This window comes from Massilia sp. YIM B02769, from assembly GCF_030411995.1.
In the GTDB taxonomy this organism is placed as follows: domain Bacteria; phylum Pseudomonadota; class Gammaproteobacteria; order Burkholderiales; family Burkholderiaceae_D; genus Telluria.
This window is the reverse complement of sequence record NZ_JASNRC010000010.1, coordinates 22,880-44,748: the sequence shown is the minus strand read 5'-3', so window position 1 is coordinate 44,748 and position 21,869 is coordinate 22,880. Positions and strand designations below refer to the sequence as shown.

The 21,869-nt window shown below is 66.2% G+C and carries 12 protein-coding genes and 6 tRNA genes; 7 read left to right on the top strand and 11 right to left on the bottom strand.

Features of this window, described 5'->3' with window-relative positions; translation table 11 throughout:
* Positions 1-107: 107 nt before the first annotated feature.
* Both QPK31_RS16940 and QPK31_RS16935 read right to left on the bottom strand, forming a co-directional pair.
* Positions 108-3,119 (bottom strand): ATP-binding protein, encoded by a 3,012-nt coding sequence (locus tag QPK31_RS16940; protein WP_290424084.1) that lies wholly within the window; start codon positions 3,117-3,119, stop codon positions 108-110.
* A gap of 215 nt (positions 3,120-3,334) precedes the next feature.
* Positions 3,335-4,165: a response regulator gene (locus tag QPK31_RS16935; protein ID WP_290424083.1), complete on the bottom strand. Its 831-nt coding sequence runs from the start codon at positions 4,163-4,165 to the stop codon at positions 3,335-3,337.
* A 357-nt stretch (positions 4,166-4,522) separates the two neighbouring features.
* On the opposite strand from QPK31_RS16935, the gene QPK31_RS16930 reads away from it, so the two are divergent.
* Genes QPK31_RS16930 through QPK31_RS16920 form a run of 3 tightly spaced genes read left to right on the top strand, consistent with a single transcriptional unit; the run spans position 4,523 to position 8,986 of the window.
* Positions 4,523-6,427 carry a TonB-dependent siderophore receptor gene (locus tag QPK31_RS16930; RefSeq protein ID WP_290424082.1) on the top strand — a complete coding sequence of 635 codons (1,905 nt, stop codon included), beginning with the start codon at positions 4,523-4,525 and terminating at the stop codon, positions 6,425-6,427.
* 52 nt (positions 6,428-6,479) lie between these two features.
* Complete coding sequence (locus tag QPK31_RS16925) at positions 6,480-7,094, top strand: YfiR family protein (RefSeq protein ID WP_290424081.1); 615 nt, start codon at positions 6,480-6,482, stop codon at positions 7,092-7,094.
* Positions 7,094-8,986, top strand: a complete 1,893-nt coding sequence (locus QPK31_RS16920) for an ATP-binding protein (RefSeq protein WP_290424080.1) — start codon at positions 7,094-7,096, stop codon at positions 8,984-8,986. Before QPK31_RS16925 ends, QPK31_RS16920 begins: the two co-directional genes overlap by 1 nt.
* An 84-nt stretch (positions 8,987-9,070) precedes the next feature.
* Here the strand turns inward: QPK31_RS16920 and QPK31_RS16915 are convergent, their stop codons facing one another.
* The 3 genes from QPK31_RS16915 to QPK31_RS16905 all read right to left on the bottom strand — a co-directional run bounded on the left by QPK31_RS16915 (position 9,071) and on the right by QPK31_RS16905 (position 10,340).
* On the bottom strand, positions 9,071-9,583 hold the full coding sequence (locus QPK31_RS16915; RefSeq protein ID WP_290424079.1) for an FxDxF family PEP-CTERM protein: 513 nt from the start codon (positions 9,581-9,583) through the stop codon (positions 9,071-9,073).
* Between the two features lie 448 nt (positions 9,584-10,031).
* Positions 10,032-10,108: transfer RNA gene (locus QPK31_RS16910), tRNA-Arg, on the bottom strand.
* Between the two features lie 155 nt (positions 10,109-10,263).
* Positions 10,264-10,340 (bottom strand) — tRNA-Arg (locus QPK31_RS16905).
* A gap of 418 nt (positions 10,341-10,758) precedes the next feature.
* On the opposite strand from QPK31_RS16905, the gene QPK31_RS16900 reads away from it, so the two are divergent.
* Positions 10,759-10,962, top strand: coding sequence for a YqaE/Pmp3 family membrane protein (locus tag QPK31_RS16900; protein WP_290424078.1), 204 nt, complete (start codon positions 10,759-10,761; stop codon positions 10,960-10,962).
* 317 nt (positions 10,963-11,279) lie between these two features.
* On the opposite strand, the gene QPK31_RS16895 is transcribed toward QPK31_RS16900, so the two are convergent.
* The 4 genes from QPK31_RS16895 to QPK31_RS16880 all read right to left on the bottom strand — a co-directional run bounded on the left by QPK31_RS16895 (position 11,280) and on the right by QPK31_RS16880 (position 12,076).
* Positions 11,280-11,356: transfer RNA gene (locus QPK31_RS16895), tRNA-Arg, on the bottom strand.
* A gap of 163 nt (positions 11,357-11,519) precedes the next feature.
* Positions 11,520-11,596 (bottom strand) — tRNA-Arg (locus QPK31_RS16890).
* 163 nt (positions 11,597-11,759) lie between these two features.
* Positions 11,760-11,836 (bottom strand) — tRNA-Arg (locus tag QPK31_RS16885).
* A gap of 163 nt (positions 11,837-11,999) precedes the next feature.
* Positions 12,000-12,076, bottom strand: a tRNA-Arg gene (locus QPK31_RS16880).
* Positions 12,077-12,186: 110 nt separating this feature from the next.
* Between QPK31_RS16880 and QPK31_RS16875 the strand changes: the two genes are divergently transcribed.
* Positions 12,187-16,122 carry a two-component regulator propeller domain-containing protein gene (locus QPK31_RS16875; RefSeq protein ID WP_290424077.1) on the top strand — a complete coding sequence of 1,312 codons (3,936 nt, stop codon included), beginning with the start codon at positions 12,187-12,189 and terminating at the stop codon, positions 16,120-16,122.
* A complete protein-coding gene (locus QPK31_RS16870; protein ID WP_290424076.1) occupies positions 16,119-17,264 on the top strand; it encodes an alpha-hydroxy acid oxidase in 1,146 nt (381 codons plus the stop codon). The genes QPK31_RS16875 and QPK31_RS16870 overlap by 4 nt, the downstream gene beginning before the upstream one ends.
* Before the next feature lie 208 nt (positions 17,265-17,472).
* Here the strand turns inward: QPK31_RS16870 and QPK31_RS16865 are convergent, their stop codons facing one another.
* Positions 17,473-18,417, bottom strand: a complete 945-nt coding sequence (locus QPK31_RS16865; RefSeq protein ID WP_290424075.1) for a D-2-hydroxyacid dehydrogenase — start codon at positions 18,415-18,417, stop codon at positions 17,473-17,475.
* 141 nt (positions 18,418-18,558) lie between these two features.
* Positions 18,559-18,894, bottom strand: coding sequence for a hypothetical protein (locus tag QPK31_RS16860; protein ID WP_290424074.1), 336 nt, complete (start codon positions 18,892-18,894; stop codon positions 18,559-18,561).
* Between the two features lie 211 nt (positions 18,895-19,105).
* On the opposite strand from QPK31_RS16860, the gene ligD reads away from it, so the two are divergent.
* Entirely contained in the window at positions 19,106-21,832 is a 2,727-nt protein-coding gene (ligD, locus tag QPK31_RS16855; protein WP_290424073.1) for a DNA ligase D, read from the top strand.
* The last annotated feature ends 37 nt before the right edge of the window (positions 21,833-21,869 follow it).

Genomic DNA, 21,869 nt, shown 5'->3' with positions numbered 1-21,869 from the left:
TGGAAGGACACAAATTTCACTAAGGAATCCGACTTTCCCATCCAGGTTAGTCTAGCAAAAGCACTAAAATTTCTTGTAGGACAGCGCCGCGTGCGCGGGTAGGATCATCACAATCTTGATCGGCCTGCCGGCGGACGCACCAATGATGCCACGGCAGCGATCAGTTCGCTTGGTTCCACGGGCTTGGAAATGTGCGAATTGAAGCCCGCCTCCAGTGCGCGCAGGCGGTCTTCGGAGCGGGCAAAGGCGGTCAGGGCGATCGCCGGTGTCAGGCCGCCGCGGTCGCGCCCCAGACCGCGCACCCAGGACAGCAGCTCGAAGCCATCGACCTCGGGCATGCCCAGGTCGCTGATCAACAGGTCGGGCAAATCGGTCCGCAGGGCCTCGAAGGCTTCGCGCGCGCTCGCTTCGATGCGCACCGTCGCGTGGCAGTCGGTGAGGATGCGGGCGATCAGTTCGCGCGCATCGCGGTCGTCGTCGACCACCAGCACCGTGGTGCCGGTGAGGTCGAGCAGGGTCAGTTCCGGCGTGGCCGGCGCCGGGGCGCCGATCAGGCCGGCGCGGCTGCGCCGGGTGGCGGGCGCCGCCTTGGCCAGCGGCAGCTCGATCGCGAAGCTCGATCCCAGGCCTTCGCCCGGGCTCTCGGCGCGCACCGTGCCGCCGTGCTGCTCGATCAGGTGCTTGACGATGGACAGGCCCAGCCCGAGCCCGCCATGGCGCCGCGTCATCGAGGCGTCGGCCTGGCGGAAGCGCTCGAACACGTGGGTGATGAATTCCGGCTTGATGCCGGCGCCGGTGTCGCGCACCGTGATCAGGACCGAACCGTCGCGCTGGGCCAGCTCGACGATCACCTGGCCATCGCGCGGCGTGAACTTGATCGCGTTCGACAGCAGGTTCCACACCACCTGCTGCAGGCGCGCCGGGTCGCCGGCGATCATCCCGGGGTTGGCGTCGTAGCGCTTTTCCAGGCGGATGTTCTTGGCGTCGGCCGCCGGACGCACGGTCTCGATGGCGGCGTCGAGGAAGCTGCTCGGCGCCAGGGTCTGGATGTCGAGCAGCACCTTGCCCGAGGTGATGCGGCTCATGTCGAGCAGGTCCTCGATCAGCTGGGCCTGGGCGCGCGCATTGCGTTCGATCGTCTGCAGGCCGCGCTGGCGGTCGGCTTCGTCCTTGCCGCCGCGGCGCAGCACCTGGGCCCAGCCGAGGATGGCTGACAAAGGCGTGCGCAGCTCGTGCGACAGGGTGGCCAGGAATTCGTCCTTCATCTGGCTCGAGCGCTCGGCCTCGGCGCGCGCCTCGCGCTCGCTCTCGAGCAGCACCTTGCGTTCCTCGGCGGCCTGCTGGGCCGCTTCGTAGAGGCGGGTGTTGTCCAGCGCCACCGCGGCCTGGGCCGCGATGCCGCGCACGATGCGCTCGGTGCGCTCGGTGAACACGTTCGGTTCCGGATGGCCGAAGAACATGGTGCCGATGGCTTCGCCGCTGGCCGCCGTCACCGGCACCGACAGGTAGCTTTTCACGACCGGCTGGCCGGACAGCATGCCGAATTGCGGCGGCGTCGGGCCGTAGCGCGGGTCGTCGGTGATGTCGCCCGAGCGCACCAGGCCGGCGCCGCGGAAGCTGGGGCCGAACAGGGCGGTGGCATGCGGCTCGCCGAAACTCTGGAATTCGTTGGCGGTGGCGCCCGACAGCGTGTACAGCGAAAACTTCGGTCCTTCGCCTTCCTTGCCGTGGTAGAAGAAGGAACCGAAGCGGGCGCCGGCGATGCCGCTGGCGGCGTCGGTGGCCACCTGCAGCAGCGAGCGCAAATCGCGCGTGGAGGCCAGGGCGCTGCCGGTGCTGTTCAGCAGTTCCAGCACCTTCGATTCCTCGCGCAGGGCCTGCTCGGCGCGCTTGACCTGGTCGACGTCGGTGTTCGTGCCGAACCAGCGCACCACCATGCCGTGGCGGTCGCGCACCGCGTTCACGCGGGTCAGGAACCAGCGGTACTGGCCGTCGGCGCCGCGGATCGGGTATTCCATCTCGAACGGCTCGCCGGTGCGGATCGAGGTGGCCCAGTGCTGCTGCATGGCGGGCAGCACCTCGGGGTCGACCGTGCGTTGCCAGCCCCAGCCGGCCGCGCCTTCCTGGGTGGTGCCGGTGTAGTCATACCAGCGCTCGTTGAACCAGACGATGGCGCCATCGGGCTCGGCCATCCAGGCCAGCTGCGGGATGGTGTTGGCGAGGGCACGCAGCACTTCTTCGCTCTGGCGCAGGCTGTCCTCGGCATTCTTGCGCGACGACACGTCCTGGACCACGCCGGTCATGCCGATCACGCTGTCGCGCAGCGCCGGATTGGCGTAGTCGGCGCGGCCGACCAGGGCGATCCAGCGCGATTGCCCGCCGTCGGGCAGCAGGCGGCACTCGATGTTCAGGTCGGTGTGGGTGGCGAACGCGTGCAGCACGGCGCGCCGCACCGCCTCGCGGTCGGCCTGGTCGAGGCGCGCGCGCAGTTCGGCCCAGGCGATCGGCACTTCCGCTTCGAGTTCGAGGATGGTGGCGGCGCGCTCGCCCAGCAGCACGCGGTCGCTGGCGGCGTCCCAGCGCCAGTCGCCCAGGCGGCCGGCGGCCAGGGCCACCTGCAGGCGGCTGTTGCCGTCGATCAGCGCTTGCTGGTCGATGCGGCGCTGGGTGATGTCCTGGAAATACAGGGTCAGGCCGTCGGGCGACGGATAGAGGCGGGCCTCGACCCAGATCGCCAGGCGCGGATAAAAGAATTCGCGCGTACCCATCTGGCGCGAGTCCATGGCCTGGCGCAGGTTGCTCGCCAGGTTGGTACCCTGCAGCTCTTCGAATTCTTCCCACAGGCTCTTGCCGAGCAAACCCTCGCGGGTCTTGTTCAGCGGCGCCAGCATGCTCAGCGCGCGGCCGTTGATGTAGGTGATGCGCCAGTCGAAGTCGACCGCGCAGAAGGCGTCGGTCAGGCTTTCGAGCATGTTTTCCATGCGCTCGTTGGCCTGGCGCAGGGCTTCCTTGGCCGCCATCAGCTCGGCCTCGGCGCGCTGGCGCGCGGCCAGCACGCTGCTGGCATTGCGCAGGGCGGCCGAGCGCATGAGGTCGAGATCGTCCCGGTTATCGCTCACGCGCGGCTCCCTGCAAGTGGCGCACGGCGGGCCGCCGCCGGAATCGGGGGATGCATGAAGGCGGCAATGGGGCGGATGGAAATCATGGTCTGTTGCTCGGCGCAGGGTGGCCGCACGCATACGGCGCGCCGCGTCATGCGCAGGCGCGGCGGCACACGGCCTGGGGCCATTCTAGCCCAGCCGCTCGGGCGGCATGCACACGCTTGGGCGGGCACTCAGGCGCCCGCCCGCAACTGGTTGCCAACCTGGTTCAGCGCATTCTGCAACTGGTCGAGTTCGTACGGCTTTTGCAGCGACTGGTAAGGGAAGTCGAGGTGTTTCAGCAGCATGTCGCCATAGCCTGAGGCGAAGATCACCTTCAGGTGCGGATACAGGCGCATCGCTTCGCGCGCCAGGTCGACGCCGGACATGCCGGGCAGGCTGACATCGGTAAACAGCACGTGGTAGCGCTGTGCGGCCAGGCGCGCCAGGGCGTCGTCCGGGTGGGCCACGCCGTCGGCTTCGTAGCCGAAGGCCTTCAGCATCTCGCACACCAGGTATTGCGAATCGAGGTTGTCTTCCACCACCAGCACGCTCAGGGTGCCGATCTCCTCGGCCGCTGCCGGCGCGGCCTCGGCCGCGGAGGCGGGGGCCAGCGCGCACAGCAGGCCGGCCACGGCGCCGTCGTTCAGCAGCGGGGTGAAGTGCAGGTCGTACTGGCCCTGGCTGGCAGCGCCGAAGTGCAGCGTCACGGCCGGCATCTGCACGGCTTCGCCGCGCCAGGCGCGCGCGGCGCCTTCTTGCCCTGCCTGCAGCGGCGGCGGCATCACCGCCGGCTGCGAGCCGCCGGGCACGCGGCCGTAGGCCGGCCCGGCCAGGGCGCCATACGCCTCGTTGCACAGGAGGATGGATTGCGGGCCCCATAGCAGCAGCATCGGCAGCGGCGTGTTGAACATCAACTCGGCTGCGATGCGCAGCGGCTGCGGCCAGGTGGCCGGATTGCCGAGCGTGCTGGCGCTCCAGTCGTAGGTGGAAACGGTGGGGGCGGACTTACCTGGAGCGGACATGGACGACGGCCTGTTGTGTATTCGAAAACATGGCCGAATCCTACACTAAACGGCGCGCTTCTGTCGGCGCGCTGGCGTGTGCGCCGGAAAGGGCTGCCGATGTGCGGGTGCGGAAAACGCGGGCAAAAAAAAGCCCGCTCGTTGCGGAGCGGGCTGAATCTATTTCCTTGCGGGGAATAGAGGAGACAGGTGCAATTATGCTGCTGCGCAACAAAAGTTTCCAATTTAAATTTGTAATGACAGGTATAGCCGCGCTATATGGCTGTAAACGCTTTGTAACAACGGATGTGTACGCGGGGCGCGCACGGGAGCTGCACACGCTTGGTGCACGTCAGAAAATGTTTTACCATGGCAAATATGTTAAAACAATGTCTGCCGACTTGCGCCTTCGCGGGGCTATTTACGGTCTTCCCCCACGTTCAGGCCCAGGAGGGCGGGTCGCTGGCCGACTATTCGCTCGAGCAGCTGGCCGACGTGGTGGTGACGTCGGTGGCGCGCCAGGAAACCCGCCTGTCGGACGCGCCGGCCTCGGTGTTCGTCATCAGCGGCGCGGAAATCCGTCGCTCCGGCGCCACAAGCCTGCCCGAAGCGTTGCGCCTGGCGCCGAATTTGCAGGTGGCGCGCGCCGACGCCCACGACTATGCGATCAGCGCGCGCGGCTTCGGCTCGACGCTGGCGAACAAGATGCTGGTGCTGATCGATGGCCGCAGCGTGTATTCCCCGCTGTTTTCCGGTGTGTTCTGGGATACCCACGACGTGGTCATGGCCGACGTCGAACGCATCGAAGTCATCAGCGGACCGGGCGCCACCATCTGGGGCGCGAACGCCGTCAACGGCGTCATCAACATCATCACGAAGTCGGCGCGCGACACCCAGGGCAATCAGCTGGTGCTGCGCGGCGGCGCCGACGGCGGCAGCGGCTCGCTGCGCCACGGCGGCGAGCTGGGCAACAACGGCCATTACCGCGTATATGCCAAGCTGGTGCGCCAGGACGACATCGACCGCGAGGACCGCAGCGTCAGCGGCACCGGCTGGCGCCGCCAGCAGGCGGGATTTCGTGCCGACTGGGAAGACGAGGGCGCCACCACCACCCTGAGCGGCGACGTCTACGACGGCAGGCTCGACGAAGCCGGCCAGCGCGACACCAACATCGGCGGCGCCAACCTGCTGGCGCGCGTGGTGCGCACCCTGGACGACGGCTCGACCCTGCGCCTGCAGGCTTACCTCGACCATGCCCGGCGCGAGGAGCTGCTCGGCGCCCAGCGCCTGGAAACGCTCGACCTCGAAGCCCAGCATAACCTGCGCCTGGGCGCGCGCCACGACCTGGCCTGGGGCGGCGGCTACCGCGTCAGCCGCGACCGCATCCGCAGCAGCCCCTGGCTGAGCATGCTGGACGAGAACCGGACCCTGCGCTGGACGAACCTGTTCGTGCAGGACGAGATCGCGCTCGGCGACACGCTGCGCGCCACCGCCGGCATCCGGGCCGAGCACAATATCTATACCGGGGTCGAATGGCTGCCGAGCGCGCGCCTGGCCTGGAATGTGCAGCCGAACGCGCTGGCGTGGGCGGCCGTGTCGCGCACGGTGCGCGCGCCGTCGCGCATCGACCGCGACCTGCGCCTGGCCGCCGGCACCGCGCCGGACGGCACGCCGCGCTACTTCGTGGAAGGCGGCCCCGGCTTCGACGCCGAGACCGCGCGCGTGATCGAGTTCGGCTACCGTGCCCAGCCGACGCCGGCGGTCTCGTATTCCGCCACCCTGTTCCACAGCGACTACGACCGCCTGCGCACGCTGGAGGTGCGCGCCGGCGCGCCGGCGCGTTTCGAAAACCGCGCCGACGGACGCGCCAGCGGCCTGGAAGCCTGGGCCAGCTGGCAGGTGCTGCGCGGCTGGCGCCTGTCGGGTGGCGCAGTGTTCCAGAGCGTGCGCGTGAAAGCCGACGGTGTCAGCCGCGACTGGTCGCGCTTCCTGGGCATGGCGCCGAACGACCCGAAACGCTACTGGAGCCTGCGCTCGGCGCACGAGCTGGCTGCCGACCTGCAACTCGATTTGTCGCTGCGCCACGTCGGCAAGCTGACGCGCCCCGCCGTGCCGGGATATCATGAGCTCGACGCGCGCATCGCCTGGCAGGCCAGGCCGAACCTGGAGCTCGCCCTGGTCGGGCGTAACCTGCTGCACGACCAGCATGCCGAATTCGGCGAACCGGGCCTGCGCCAGACCTTCGCGCGCAGCGTGGGCTTCAGCGCGATACTGCAATTTTAAGCGGCCAATGATTCGACACCGATCTACCTCTTCTTCCACGCCGCCCGCCGGAGTGTCCCGCACCCCGGCGCGGCCGCCGGTCCTGTTACGGCGGCCCCTGCGCCTGGCCGGCTGGACGCTGGCCTGCGCCGCCGCCGTGTTCACGGCCATCGGCATCGCCCCGCCGCCGGCGCTGGCCCAGAACGGCGGCAGCAGCCAGGCGCTCGAGCGCCGCGTGAAAGCCGCCTTCCTGTACAAGTTCCTCGGCTATGCCGAATTCCCGGCCGGCGCCTTTGCCGACCCCGGCGCGCCGGTCACGATCGGCGTGGTGGGGTCGGACGACATGGCGGCCGAGCTGGCGCGCGTGGTCGCCGGCCGGAATATCGGCGGCCGTCCGGTGGTGGTGCGCCAGCTGCGCGAAGGCGAGGGCGGCAACCCCGTGCATTTGCTGTTCGTGGCCGGCAGCGACAGCGTGCGCGCCGGCCGCGTCCTGAAAAGTAGCCCGCCGGCGCTGTTGCCGGTGACCGAGTGCGAACTCGGCCTGCAACAGGGCAGTGTCATCAATTTCCGGATCGTCGACGAGCGCGTGCGCTTCGACGTGTCCCTCGATTCAGCAGAGAGAAATAACGTGAAACTCAGTTCGCGACTGCTCACCGTCGCCAACCGCGTCGTGAAGGGGAATTCCTGATGAACGCGCACGATACCGGTTCCGTCCGCAGCAAACTGATCAAGATGGCGGTGTTCACCACGCTGGCGGCCCTGCTGTCGGCCTCGGTGGCCATGCTGGTGCTCGATCTGCGCACCTTCCAGCGCCTGTGGATCGACGACTTGACCACGCAGGCCGACATCATGGCCAGCGTCACCGCGCCGGCACTCGCCTTCAGCGATGCGAAAACCGCCCAGCAGCAGCTGGCGGTGCTGCGCGCGCGCCCGCAAATCCTGTCCGGCGCCGTCTTCACCGCCTCGGGCACGCGCTTCGCCAGTTATGTCAAAGCCGGCACCGAGCAGACCCTGCCGACGCGTCCGCGCGCGGCCGGCTACCTGATCGAGCGCGGCGGGCTCGAGGTCTGGCACAACATCGTCGAGAACGGCGAACTGGTCGGCACCGTCTACCTGCGCTCGCGCTATGGCCTGGTCGACCGCCTGCTGAACTATGGCGCCATTCTGGGCGGCGTGATGCTCGGCGCGCTGGTGATCGCCGGCCTGGTGGCCTCGCGCCTGCAGGCGGCAATTACCCGCCCGCTGGAAGCAGTCACGAACGTCGCACGCCAGGTGATGCAGCGGCGCGACTTCACCCTGCGCGTGCCGGGCAATAACAGCGGCGAGATCGGGGTGCTGGTCGACGCCTTCAACGACATGCTGGCCGAGATCGGCCGCCGCGCCGACGCCCTGCAGGCGGCAAACCGCACCCTCGAACACGAGATGGACGTGCGCCAGAAGGCGGAAGACGCGCTGATCGTGGCCGACCGCAGGAAAGACGAGTTTCTCGCCACCCTGGCCCACGAACTGCGCAATCCGCTGGCGCCGATCCGCACCGGCCTCGACATCCTGCGCATCCGCAGCGGCGACGCCCAGGCCACCCAGCGCGCCACCGACATCATGGAACGCCAGCTGCGCCAGATGGTGCGCCTGGTGGACGACCTGCTCGACGTGTCGCGCATCAACACCGGCAAGTTCGCCATCAAGATGGGCCGCGTCGAACTGAAGGCGGTCGTCAACGACGCGCTGGAAGTGGTGCGCTCCTACATCGAGCTGCACGGCCACGAGCTGGTGCTGGACTTGCCGGACCGCCCGGTCTTCCTGCACGGCGACGCCACCCGCCTGGCCCAGATCCTGTCGAACCTGCTGAACAACGCGGCCAAGTACACCAACCGCGGCGGGCGCGTGACCCTGTCGGGCCACGTCGAGGACAAGACCCTGGTGCTGGAAGTGCTCGATACCGGCATCGGCCTGGCGCCCGACATGCTGGACTCGGTGTTCGACATGTTCGTGCAGGTCGACTCGACCCTGGAGCGCACGAATGCCGGCCTGGGCGTGGGCCTGTCGCTGGCGCGCAAACTCGTCGAACTGCACGGCGGGACGATTACCGCGCGCAGCGAGGGTCTGGGGCGCGGCTCCTGCTTCAGCGTGCGCCTGCCGATCGTGGTCGAGCCGGAACCGCTGAGCAAACCGACGCCGGCCGCCTTCATCAGCACCGAGACCTACCGGATTTTGCTGGCCGACGACAACGTCGACTTCGTCAACAGCATCGGCGCGCTGCTCACCGCCATGGGGCACAGCGTGGTGATCACCCACAACGGGCCGGATGCACTGGCGGCGGCCGCGCGCTTCTGCCCGGACTACGCCTTCCTCGATATCGGGCTGCCGCAGATGTCGGGCTACGACCTGGCGCGCGGCATCCGCAAGCTGTCCTGCGGCGCCATGACGGCGCTGATCGCGGTGACCGGCTGGGGCCAGGAAAAGGACCGCCAGCTGGCCTTCGAGGCCGGTTTCGATCACCACATGGTGAAGCCGGTGCGCTTCGAGCAGATCGAGGAAATCCTGGGCAACCGCAGCATCATCAAGAAGCTGCGCACCTGATCGTTGGAAGAGGGGGCAGGTTAAAAAACGGAGACGCGAGCGTCTCCGTTTTTTTTCGCCTATCGGGCGAAGCAGGATTGGGAATCAGCCGCGCCTGGACTGGCGGCGCCGTGCCAGGAAGCCCAGTACGCCGAGGCCGCCCAGCATCATGCCGTAGGTTTCCGGCTCGGGCACCGGCGCCAGCATGACCGCGCCGCCGAAGGAAGCCCCTTCGCCCGAGACCACGTTGCCGTCCACCCGCAGGTAGTAGTCGCCGGCAACGAGGTTGTCGCCCGCCACGGTCCACACGTCCACCGCACCCGTCTGCAGCGACGTGCCGGTGCTGATCAGGGTGTCGTTGCCGTTGTAGATCCAGAGGCCGGTGATGTCCAGCCCGACATCGGCCGAACGGCTGACCGAGCCGACGATGGCATCGACATTCACTCCCAGGGCGTCGTCGACCGTGAAGGTGAAGCGGTCGGCGAAGGTGGCGCCGCTGTTGCCTTCGCCCAGGCTGTCGCCGAAGAAGGCCGAGTTGTCGACCAGGTCGAGTGCCTGCGGCGAATCGCCGATGACCTGGGCCTGCACCGCCGTCGACGCCAGCGACGCGCCTGCCAATACGATTGCACCTATTAACGATTTTCTCATAACGTCCTCACACGAAAATCGGCCGCGGCATGCGGCCGGGTTGTGGCAATCGGGGGTTTTCATGCTAGCAAACGGGTGGGCGCTGCGTGAGGCGGATGCTGAGGTGTACCAGACAGGCGACAAGAATGCTCATCGGCACATCATGCTGGAAGGACAGGGAATGGCTGGGCGTATAGAGGGAGGGCGCGGTTTCTCGTTTTGTTGAGAAAAAGATCATGAGCATTGCTCAGATAGCGTCAGCGCGATCCTACAAAAAGAGAAGTGTGCGTCCTGTGCAGAGCTAAACCCCGTTTAAGCGAATCGCTTGACTGGGTGGGGAAACGAAGAGATGCGCCGACAGACGCCAGCGAGACGGCAAAACCGATCGTGGAAAGAAAAATGGCTCAGAATCTCTTCTGAGCCATTTCCTTGAAAAAGTTGGTGCGGCTGGCAGGAATCGAACCCACGACCCCTTGGTTCGTAGCCAAGTACTCTATCCAGCTGAGCTACAGCCGCCCGAGGCACGCATTATAGCCAAGCTTGCCAGATTAGGGAAGCGATAATTAAGGTGTGTCGAAAGCATCCCAGCAGGGCAGGCAACACGCAGGCAAAGTGCATATCGAACGCGCAAACGAAAAAGGCCAGATCTTGCGATCTGGCCTTCGTATTCGTGGTGCGGCTGGCAGGAATCGAACCCACGACCCCTTGGTTCGTAGCCAAGTACTCTATCCAGCTGAGCTACAGCCGCCCGAGCACGCATTATAGCGGGGTAGCTGTGAAAAGGGAAGAAGCGGTTGTTCGCAGTCGCCTTATTCGGCCAGCGGCTTTTGCGGTGTTGGCGGGCTATCGGCTCGATTTGCTTGTCTTCCGGAGCGTTGCAAGTTCGCGCGCGCGCTTTGCAAGCGGGATAAACGCGGCAAGTAGTGGAAGCAGGGCTTGCCGCAGCATGGGATGCATTCACAAACTTAAGAAAACTAGAGTTTGATCTGAATTACAGCGCCTTCCATCGCAGTTCTCTGCGTGACAATCCGATAGATTCTCGAATAGTCACACATGTCACGATCAGGCAACCTCATCTGCAATCAGCCTGGATGACGGTCGTCCAACTTCGGTCGAAGCGAACCCGTTCGGCTGATGAAACATCTAATTAACTCAACAGGATTAAAATGCGTGATTTTTTGGCAATCATACTTCCGCCTCTTGCTATTCTTCTTTGCGGAAAACCATTCCAGGCACTGTTGAATATTATTCTGACAATGTGCTTCTGGCTTCCCGGTATGATTCACGCGCTTTTTGTCGTGCATGGCCACAAGGCAGACAAACGCACAGAGCGTCTGGAGAAGGCGATCAGGCAAAATGGGGTTGCCTAAGTATTCTTGAGCAGTAGCGATCTAACTGCCATCGCTTGTGGAAGTTGGCTCGCTCGCAGGTAGTGACGAGATTCGCAGATCGGACAAAGGTTACTGGCCCATGGCTGCCTGATTCGTCTCCGTCCTCGTCGACTAACGCTACACGCATGATTTATACCTTGCTTGGAGTTAGCTGGGAATGGAGGTTGGGCAGCTTGCCCGATCGACGCGCTTTATGGGCGCCGAGATGGTGGAGCATGCCATTTCTGATCTCATCCGGACAAACCCGGCGCCCATAACGAAAAAGGCCAGATCTCGCGATCTGGCCTTCCTATTCGTGGTGCGGCTGGCAGGAATCGAACCCACGACCCCTTGGTTCGTAGCCAAGTACTCTATCCAGCTGAGCTACAGCCGCCCGAGGCACGCATTATAGCGGCACTTGTTGTTTTATGGAAGCATCAATTGAGAAGATGCTCATCCAGGGCAGGGCGCCCTCATGGCGGCCCGGCAGTCGCCATGCAAACCAGCCGGACAAAACGAAAAAGGCCAGATCTTGCGATCTGGCCTTCCGTATTTCTTGGTGCGGCTGGCAGGAATCGAACCCACGACCCCTTGGTTCGTAGCCAAGTACTCTATCCAGCTGAGCTACAGCCGCCCGAGGCACGCATTATAGCGGCACTTGTTGTTTTATGGAAGCATCAATTGAGAAGATGCTCATCCAGGGCAGGGCGCCCTCATGGCGGCCCGGCAGTCGCCATGCAAACCAGCCGGACAAAACGAAAAAGGCCAGATCTTGCGATCTGGCCTTCCGTATTTCTTGGTGCGGCTGGCAGGAATCGAACCCACGACCCCTTGGTTCGTAGCCAAGTACTCTATCCAGCTGAGCTACAGCCGCCCGAGGCACGCATTATAGCGGCACTTGTTGTTTTATGGAAGCATCAATTGAGAAGATGCTCATCCAGGGCAGGGCGCCCTCATGGCGGCCCGGCAGTCGCCATGCAAACCAGCCGGACAAAACGAAAAAGGCCAGATCTTGCGATCTGGCCTTCCGTATTTCTTGGTGCGGCTGGCAGGAATCGAACCCACGACCCCTTGGTTCGTAGCCAAGTACTCTATCCAGCTGAGCTACAGCCGCCCGATGCACGCATTATAGCAGCGGCATCCCCATCGGGGAAGTCTTAATTTATTACAACTCTTTAGCGGCATCTGGTAGATTGATCGCATCTGTTTCGGATACTGACGATTATGCTGGGGTTCACCACGTGGCGCCGCGCATCGTGCGCCATCGCCGGCCTGCTGCTGGCACTCACCTTTACCGATGCCGCCCACGCCACCGCGCCGCGCAACCTGCGCTTCGAGCGGCTATCCATCGAGCACGGTCTGACCCAGGAATCGGTGCTCACCATCCTGCAGGACCGCCAGGGCTATATGTGGTTCGGCACCCAGGCCGGCCTGAACCGCTACGACGGCTACCGCATCACCACCTACCGCAACGATCCGCGCGACCCTGCCTCGCTGCCGGACGGCTACGTCAACGCCTCGCTCGAAGACGCCGAAGGCCGGCTCTGGTTCGGCACCAAGGGCGGGCTGGCGCGGCTCGACACGGCCAGCGGCAAGTTCGTGCGCTACACCCTGCTCGAACCGGGCGCCGGCGGCAGCGCCAACCGCAGCGTCAACGCCATCGCCGCCGACCGCCACGGCATGCTCTGGCTTGCCACCAGCGATGGCCTGAAGCGCTTCGATCCGCGCTCCGGCCGGTTCACCACCATCCGCCAGCCCGATACCCGCCTCGGCACCACGGCCGACCACATCGTGACTTCCCTGGCCTTCGATGCCCAGGGCGCGCTCTGGGTCGGCACCCTGGAAGGCGTGGCGCGCCTGGCGCCGGGTGCCGGCCAACTGAGTTACTTCGCGCCCCTGGGGGGCGATCCGCGCCGCGCCCGCGTGCTGGCGCTGGCGATGGGGCCGCGCGCTACCCTGTGGGTCGGCGCCGAGGCCGGCCTCGAGGAGTGGCGCTTGGGAGAAGGCGAGCCGCAGCGGCGCGCCATCGGCATCGACGAGGGCATGGGCCACGCGGGCGTGCTGTCGCTGTATGTCGACGCCGGCGGCACGCTCTGGGCCGGCACCGATTTCGATGGCCTGAAGTGGCGCGAACCGACCAGCGGGCGCTTCGTCTCCTACCGCAACCGCGCGCTCGACCAGCACAGCCTGTCGGACAACCAGGTGGCCGCGGTGCGCATCGACCGTACCGGCACGCTCTGGGTTGGCACCCGCTTCGGCGGCGTCAGCCGCACCGACCTGGCCAGCGGCGGCTTTTCCCATTTCAGCTTCGAGCCGGGCAACGGCTACCAGAACGGCTACAGGAAGGCGCGCGATGTCGCGGTGCGCGCCAACGGGCAGGTCTGGATCGGCACCTCGGGCGGCGGCCTGGTCCTGTTCGACCCGGCCAGCGGGCGTACGCGCGCGCTGCACCACCAGCCCGGCAAGCGCGCCTCGCTGCCGAGCGACGTGGTGCACAGCCTGTCGATCGCCGATGGCCGCCTGTGGGTCGGCACGCCCGCCGGCCTGGCCTGGTGCCCCGAGGAGGGCGGCGATTTCCACCCGGTCGACCTGGGACCCGACGGCAACGCGGCCCTGGTCCAGGCGGTCATGAAGACGCGCGACGGCGCCACCTGGGTGGTCTCGCGCGCCGGCCTGTACCTGCTCGGCCCCGACCAGAAGGTGCGCAAGTCCTGGCGCCACAATCCGGACGACGCGGCCAGCCTCGGCGAGAACCGGATCTTCGCGATGGTCGAGGACAAGGACGGCATCCTGTGGGTCGCCACCGACAATGGCCTGGATCGCTTCGACCGCGGCGCGAATGTCTTCACCCATTTCCGCCAGGACGATGCCGACCCGGACAGTTTGCGCCATAACCGCATCCACGACGTGCTGCTCAGCGCCAGGGGCGAACTCTGGATCGGCACCGGCGGCGGCCTGCACCGCATGGAGCGCGGACCCGGCGGCAAGCCGGTCTTCCGCTATTTCACCATCACCGATACCGGGCAGGGCGAGCCGGTCGGCGCGCTGCTCGAGGACGGCAGCGGGCGCCTGTGGGCCAGCACCACGGTCGGCCTGTCACGCATCGACCCGGCCAGCGGCGAATACAAGCAGTACACCGCCAAGGACGGCCTGATCGACGGCAGCTTTTTCGTCGGCTCGGCGGCGCGCGGGCCGGACGGCCAGCTGCACTTCGGCGGCGTCAACGGCCTGAATTCCTTCCAGCCCGACGCGATCCGCGACAACCCGTATCCGCCCGTGGTGCGCATCACCGACTTCACGGTGTTCAACAAGGCGCGCCCGCTGCCCGCGGGCGGTGCCGTCACCCTGCCGGCGCGCGACTCGGTGTTCGCGCTCGAATTCGCGGCCCTGCACTACGCCGCGCCGGGCAGCAACCGCTATGCCTACCAGCTGGAAGGCTTCGACGAGTCCTGGGTCGAGACCGACGCCAGCAAGCGCTTCGCCAGCTATACCAACCTCGACCCCGGCGAGTACGTGTTCCGGGTGCGCGCCAGTAACAAGGACGGCGTCTGGAGCGAGGCGCCGGCCACGCTGGCCATCAGGATCACGCCGCCGTGGTGGAAGACCTGGTGGTTCCGCCTGCTGGCCGTGGCCCTGCTGGGTGCGGCGGCGCTGGCGGCTTACCGCTTCAGGATCCGGTCGCTGGTGCAGCAGAAGGGCCGCCTCGAGCGCCAGGTGAATGCGCGCACCGCCGAGCTGCTGCTGCAGAAGGATGCCGCCGAGCGGCGCAAGCGCGAAGCCGAGCAGCAGAAGGACGCCGCCGACCAGGCGCGCCGCAACATCGCGCTGCTGTCCGACATCGGGCGCCGCCTCACCGCCAACCTCGACATCGAGGCCATCATGGACACCCTGCATGAACACGTGCAGGTGTTGATGGATGCACCGGTGTTCGCGGTGGTGGTGGCCGGCGGCGACGAGGGCACGCTCGACATTCCCTATGCACTGGTCGACGGCCGGCGCGCCGCGCCATCGGTACGCGCGCGGCGCGATCCGGCTTCGCTGGCCGCCTGGAGCATCGATCACGGGCGCGAAGTCTTCATCAACGACCTGGCCAGCGAGTCCGGTCGCTACCTGCCGGGCGCCACGCCGGAAGCGGTGGCCGCCGCCGCGCTGCCCGGCGCCGCGAGCGCGCAGTTGCCGCGCTCCCTACTCTATGTGCCGGTGGCGGTGGGCCAGCGCGTGCTGGGGGCGCTGGCGGTGCAGAGCTACACGCGCGGCGCCTACCAGCGCGTGCACCTGGACATGCTGCGCACCCTGGCCGCCTACGTCGGCGTGGCGCTCGACAATGCCCAGGCCTACCGTCAACTGAAAGATGCGCAAAGCCTGCTGGCGTCGCAGGAAAAGCTGGCCTCGCTCGGCTCGCTGGTGGCCGGCGTGGCGCACGAACTGAACACCCCGATCGGCAACAGCCTGCTGATGGCCAGCACCCTGCACGACAAGACGGCCGATATCCATGCCGCACTCGGCGGCGCGGCGCTGCGCCGTTCGGAACTGGACAGCTATATCGGCGCGGCGCGCGAGGCGTCGGAGCTGATCATGCGCAGCCTGCACCAGGCGGCGGAACTGGTGAACAGCTTCCGCCAGGTTTCGGTCGACCAGGCCAGCGCCCAGCGGCGCCGCTTCGACCTGGCGCGCGCCTGCCAGGAAATCCTGGCGACGATGATGAACAAGGTGCGCCTGGAAGGGCATACGCTGGCCTTTGCGGTGCCGGACGGGATCGTGATGGACAGCTATCCGGGGCCCTTCGGCCAGGTGATGATCAACTTCGTCAACAACGCGCTGCTGCACGCCTTTGCGGGGCCGGGCGGGCAGATGCGCCTGTCGGCGCGCCTGGTCGACCCGGCCTGGGTGCAGCTGCGCTTTGCCGACGACGGCCGCGGCATCGCTCCCGAGCACCTGGCGCGCGTGTTCGATCCTTTCTTCACCACGCGCATGGGCCAGGGCGGCACCGGCCTGGGCCTGAACATCGCCCACACCATCGTGACCTCGCTGCTGGGCGGCGCGATCCGGGTCGAGAGCACGCCGGGGCAAGGCACGGTCTTCATCCTCGATTTACCTTTGGCGCCGGCCGAGGCGCGTCCACCCCACTACTCCAACGACGAGAGGAAACTGCACGCATGAGTATCATCACGACCATCGAAGACTTGCGCGTCCTGGCCAAGCGGCGCGTGCCGCGCATGTTCTACGATTATGCGGACGCCGGCTCCTGGACCGAGTCGACCTACCGCGCCAACGAGACGGACTTTGCCGCCATCAAGTTCCGCCAGCGCGTGGCCGTCAACCTGGTCGACCGCAGTCTCAAGAGCACGATGATCGGGCAGGAAGTGGCGATGCCGGTGGCCCTCGCGCCGACCGGCCTCACCGGCATGCAGCACGCCGACGGCGAGATCCTGGCGGCGCGCGCGGCCGAGAAGATCGGCGTGCCCTTCACCCTGTCGACCATGAGCATCTGCTCGATCGAGGACGTGGCGGCGCGGACCACGAAACCGTTCTGGTTCCAGCTGTACGTGATGAAGGACCGCGATTTCATCGAGCGCCTGATCGACCGCGCCAAGGCGGCGCAGTGTTCGGCGCTGGTGCTGACGCTGGACTTGCAGGTGCTGGGCCAGCGCCACAAGGACATCCGCAACGGCATGACGGCGCCGCCGAAGCTGACCATCCCGAACATGATGAACCTGGCGACCAAGCCGCGCTGGTGCCTGAACATGCTGCGCACCCCGCGCCGCCACTTCGGGAACATCGTCGGCCATGCGAAGAGCGTATCGGACATGAGCTCGCTGTCGTCGTGGACCTCGCAGCAGTTCGATCCGGCGCTGTCGTGGAAGGATGTCGAGTGGATCAAGAACCGCTGGGGCGGTAAACTGATCATCAAGGGCATCATGGACAACGAGGACGCGCGCCTGTGCGTGGAGAGCGGGGCGGATGCGCTGATCGTGTCGAACCACGGCGGGCGCCAGCTCGACGGCGCGCAGTCGAGCATCGGCGCGCTGCCAGGCATCGTGGATGCGGTGGGCAAGCAGATCGAGGTGCACATGGACGGCGGCATCCGCTCGGGGCAGGACGTGATCCGCGCGCTGGCACTGGGGGCGCAGGGGGTGTACATCGGGCGGCCGTTCTTGTACGGCCTGGGGGCGATGGGCGAGGCGGGCGTGGCGCGCTGCCTGGAGATCATCCGCAACGAGCTGGACCTGACGATGGCGTTCTGCGGCTTGCGCGATGTGCGGCAAGTGGACAGGCATATCCTGTTGCCGGGGACGTATTGAGACGTTTCGACGTGCTTGCGTTGTCATGGTGGGTACAAGTACCCACCCTACATGCGCGGCGCAACCGGTATTCGTAGGGTGGGTTCTCGAACCCACCAATGCATGAGCAGCGCAACCGGTATTCGTAGGGTGGACGGGGCCCCCGTCCACGCGTCCCGCGTAGGGTGGGTTCTCGAACCCACCGCTTCACGCCCGGATAAACGGCGAACTACACCACATTCGTCGGTCGACCGCTCTCCCACGCCTCGATATTCCCCACCAACATGTCCGCCAGCGTCTGCATCGCCCCGCCGCTGGCCCACGCCACGTGCGGCGTGAGAATGAAATTCGGCAGCCGCAGCCCGAGTAGCGGATTATCCTGCCCCGGCGGCTCCTTGCTCAGCACATCGAAGCCGGCCCCGCCGATCGTGCGCCGCATCAGCGCCTCGGCCAGCGCCGCCTCGTCCACCAGCCCGCCGCGCGCGGTGTTGATCAACAAGCCGGTCGGCTTCATCAGCCCCAGTTCGCGCGCACCGATCATATGGCGCGTCTGATCATTGAGCGGCAGGTGCAGGCTGACCACGTCGCAGCTGGCCAGCAGTTCATCCAGCGGCAGCTGGGTCACGTCCGGCTCCTCGACCGGCGAGCGCGAGCTGATGCACACCGCCATCCCGAACGCACGCCCGATCTGGGCCACGCGCCGCCCCAGCGCGCCATAGCCGACGATGCCGAGCCGGCTGCCCGACAAATCGCCGATCGGGTGGTCCAGCAGGCAGAAGCGGCTCGAATGCTCCCAGCGCCCGGCCTCGACGTCGGCGACGTAGGCGCGCAGGTTGCGGCGCAGGGCCAGCATCAGGGTGAAGCAGTGCTCGGGCACCGAGACCACCGAGTAATCGCGGATGTTCGCCACCACGATCCCGCGTTCGCGGCAGGCGGCCAGGTCGACGTTGTCGGTGCCGGTGGCGGCCACCGCCACCATTTTCAGGTCGGGCAGCCGGGCGATGGCCTCGGCGCGCAGCGGCACCTTGTTGGTGATGGCGATGCTGGCGCCCTGCAAACGGTCGACCACCTGGTCCGGCGCGGTGGCCGGGTGGTCCTGCCAGTCGTGGGCGAAGGCGGGCCGGCGTACCTGGGCGATCAGGCTGTCGCGGTCGAGGAAGACGATCTTGTGCATGGCGCTCTCGGTTGGGAGGGGATCGGACAATTGTAGAGCATGTGCCAATTTATGCGGCATGCATGCCGGCGACGGGGACGAAAAAAAGACAGGGCGTACCCTGTCTTTTTTGGCGGTATATGGAGGGGGGCTCGAGCGGCCTTATTTGGTGGAGGCGGTGGTGCTGGCCTTGTGCTCGGCCATGTCGGCCTTGTGTTCGGCCTTGTGCTCCGCTGCATCGGCCTTGGCTTCGGCCTTTTCCTTGGTGGCTTTCTTCTCGGCCTTGGCTTTCTTCTTGGCGGCGTCGGCCTTTGCTTCGGCGACGTCCGACTTGGCTTCGGCCTTGGCCTTTTCTACCTTGGCATCGGCCTTCGCGACATCCTTGGCTTCCTTGGCCTCGGCCTTGGTGGCCGGGGTGGTTGCCTGGGTGGCGGTGCTCTGGGCGAATGCCGAGGTAGCGAACAGGCCAGCGATCAGGGTAGCGACGATTTTGCTCATGGTGTTCTTTCCTTTAATGGTGGAAAAGTATGGTCGTCCCGTCGGATGTTTCCGGCGTTACTGGGCGAATAACGCGGCCCACTTCGACAACGTTGACGCTTATTACATCCCGTTACAAACGGTGCGCCAGGAAGGCATCGTTAGCTGCCGTACAGTCGCGCCGGCCTGCCGCGCCTAGACTGGCTTCACCGCAGCATTGCAGGAGGGGGCCATGCCAGATTCGCTGAAAGTCTACAAAGCCAAGCGCGATTTTTCGATCACCTCCGAACCGGCCGATGGCGGACAGCCCGGCAAGGACGCGCTCACCTTCGTCATCCAGAAGCACTGGGCCAGCCGCCTGCACTACGACTTCCGGATCGAGCTCGACGGCGTCATGAAAAGCTGGGCCGTGCCGAAGGGCCCCAGCTACGACACCCACGACAAGCGCATGGCCGTGCACGTCGAGGACCACCCGATTTCCTATTCCGATTTCGAGGGAACCATTCCCGAAAAACAGTATGGCGCCGGCAAGGTCATCGTCTGGGACAAGGGCACCTGGGAACCGGAAGGCGATCCGCATGCCGGCTACCGCAGCGGCAACCTGAAGTTCCGGCTGCACGGCCATAAGATGCACGGCAAATGGGTGCTGGTGCGCATGAAGGGCCGCGGCGAAAAGCAGGAACCCTGGCTCCTGATCAAGGAAAAGGACGACTACGCCCGGCCCGCGGAGGAATTCTCGGTGATCGACGAAATGCCCGACAGCGTCAAGAATTTGCCGATGCCAAACAGTTCCGCCAAGGTCCCGGCCAAGGCCAAGGCGACTAAAAATGGCCGCGCCGTGAAGGCAAAGGCGGACGCCGCCGCCGAGGAAGCGGTGGAGGAAATCGACGCGAAGCCGGCCGCAGCAAGCAGCGCCAAGCCTGCCAAAAAGACCACGGCAAAAGCCGCCACCAAAGCCGCCACGAAAGCCGCCACCAAAACGTCCGCAAAAACGCCCGCCAGGCGCAGCGCCAAATCCGCAGCGCCGCGCGACGCCAGCCTGCCCGCAGGCGCGGTCGAGGCCAAACTGCCGAAGGAGTTCGCACCCGAACTCGCCACCCTGGCCGACGGCGCGCCGCCCGACCCGGAAAACTGGGTCTTCGAGGTCAAGTTCGACGGCTACCGCATGCTCACCCGCATCGAGGACGGCGAGGTGCGCCTGATCACACGCAACAATAACGACTGGACCGACAAGCTGGCGCCGCTGCAGCGCGAGCTCGCCCGCATGGGCTTGCCCGACGGCTGGTACGACGGCGAGATCGTGGTCCACGACGCCAACGGCCGCCCCAACTTCGGCATGCTGCAGCTCGCCTTCGACGGCAGCGAAAAGGCCGATATCCTGTACTTCCTGTTCGACGCGCCCTACCTGGGCGGCTACGACTTGCGCGACGTCGACCTGGTCGACCGCCGCGCGCTGCTGGAAGGCGCGCTGATCCAGGCGGAGGCATCCAGCAAGGTGCGCTTTTCAAGCGAGTTCGGCAACGACCCCGAAGGCCTGGTCGTTGCCGCCTGCAAGATCGGCCTGGAAGGCGTGATCGGCAAGCGCCGCGATTCGAAGTACGTGTCGCGCCGTTCGCCCGAGTGGATCAAGCTGAAGTGCGGCCAGCGCCAGGAATTCGTGATCGGCGGCTATACCGACCCCAAGGGTTCGCGCACCGGCGTCGGCTCCCTGCTGCTGGGCACCTACGACAAGGATGGCGTGCTGCGCTACGCCGGGAATGTCGGCAGCGGCTTCAATGCCGAGAGCCTGCGCGACGTCACGGCGAAACTGAAGGCGCTGGACACCGACAAGAGTCCCTTCCCGCCGCGTTCGGTGGCAGGGCGCAAGCACCACTGGGTGAAGCCCGAATTGATCGCCGAAGTCAGCTTCTCGGAGTGGACGAGTGCCGGCGCGGTGCGCCATCCGGTGTTCCAGGGCCTGCGCAGCGACAAGCCGGCGCGAGGCATCACGCGCGAGGTGGCGCAGCCGATCGAGGAGGTCGTCCCCGAAGCGGAGCAGGAGGACGGCAATGCGCCGCCAGCCCCGACCGGAAAGCTGCCGGCCACGCTGAAGGTGACCCACGGCGAGCGCGTGATGGACGCGAAGAGCGGCATCACCAAGCTCGAATTGATCCGCTATTACGCCCTGGTCGGCGAGCTGATGATGGAACATTTGAAGGGCCGTCCGGTCTCGCTGGTGCGCGCGCCCGCCGGCGTCGGCGGCGAGCTGTTCTTCCAGAAGCATGCCGACGTCAGCAAGATGCCCGGCGTGAAGAACATGGACCCGGCGCTCGACCCGGACCACCCGCCGATGCTGACGATTGCCAGCGTCGAGGGCATCCTGTCGGCGGCCCAGTTCAACGTCATCGAGATCCACACCCAGAACGCCACTGCCAAGGCCTACGACAAGCCGGACCGCATGGTGTTCGACCTCGACCCGGGCGAGGGCGTGGAATGGCACACGATGCAGGAAGCGGCCCAGCTGATGCACGCCTTCCTCGACGAGCTCGACCTGCCGAACTTCCTGAAGACCAGCGGCGGCAAGGGCCTGCACGTGGTGGTGCCGATCAAGGGCGGCAAGGACTGGGATACCGTAAAAGGCTTCTCGCAGGCCATCGTGAAGCACTTGGCGACGACCTTGCCGGACCGCTTCGCCTTCAAGAGCGGGGCCAGGAACCGGGTCGGCAAGGTGTTCATCGATTACCTGCGCAACGGGCAGGGCGCGACCACGGTCTGCGCCTGGGCCGCACGTACCCGTCCGGGCCTGGGCATCTCGGTGCCGCTGGCCTGGGACGAGCTGGCCGGCCTGAAGGCCGGCGACCAGTGGACCGTGGCGAACGTCCACACGCGCCTGGACCGCGGCAACGAACCCTGGGCCGGGTATGCCAGGGCGGCCAAGACCTTGACGGCGGCGATGAAACAAATAGGCTATAAAGGGTGACGATCTAGTCGGCTTTATCTATCGATGAAATAGGGAT

Excerpts from the sequence above, each read along its gene's own strand:
- QPK31_RS16900 (WP_290424078.1), top strand. The coding sequence starts at position 10,759 with ATGCGTGATTTTTTGGCAATCATACTTCCGCCTCTTGCTATTCTTCTT.
- ligD (WP_290424073.1), top strand. The coding sequence starts at position 19,106 with ATGCCAGATTCGCTGAAAGTCTACAAAGCCAAGCGCGATTTTTCGATC.
- QPK31_RS16920 (WP_290424080.1), top strand. The coding sequence starts at position 7,094 with ATGAACGCGCACGATACCGGTTCCGTCCGCAGCAAACTGATCAAGATG.
- QPK31_RS16930 (WP_290424082.1), top strand. The coding sequence starts at position 4,523 with ATGTTAAAACAATGTCTGCCGACTTGCGCCTTCGCGGGGCTATTTACG.
- QPK31_RS16865 (WP_290424075.1), bottom strand. The coding sequence starts at position 18,417 with ATGCACAAGATCGTCTTCCTCGACCGCGACAGCCTGATCGCCCAGGTA.
- QPK31_RS16935 (WP_290424083.1), bottom strand. The coding sequence starts at position 4,165 with ATGTCCGCTCCAGGTAAGTCCGCCCCCACCGTTTCCACCTACGACTGG.
- QPK31_RS16875 (WP_290424077.1), top strand. The coding sequence starts at position 12,187 with ATGCTGGGGTTCACCACGTGGCGCCGCGCATCGTGCGCCATCGCCGGC.
- QPK31_RS16870 (WP_290424076.1), top strand. The coding sequence starts at position 16,119 with ATGAGTATCATCACGACCATCGAAGACTTGCGCGTCCTGGCCAAGCGG.
- QPK31_RS16860 (WP_290424074.1), bottom strand. The coding sequence starts at position 18,894 with ATGAGCAAAATCGTCGCTACCCTGATCGCTGGCCTGTTCGCTACCTCG.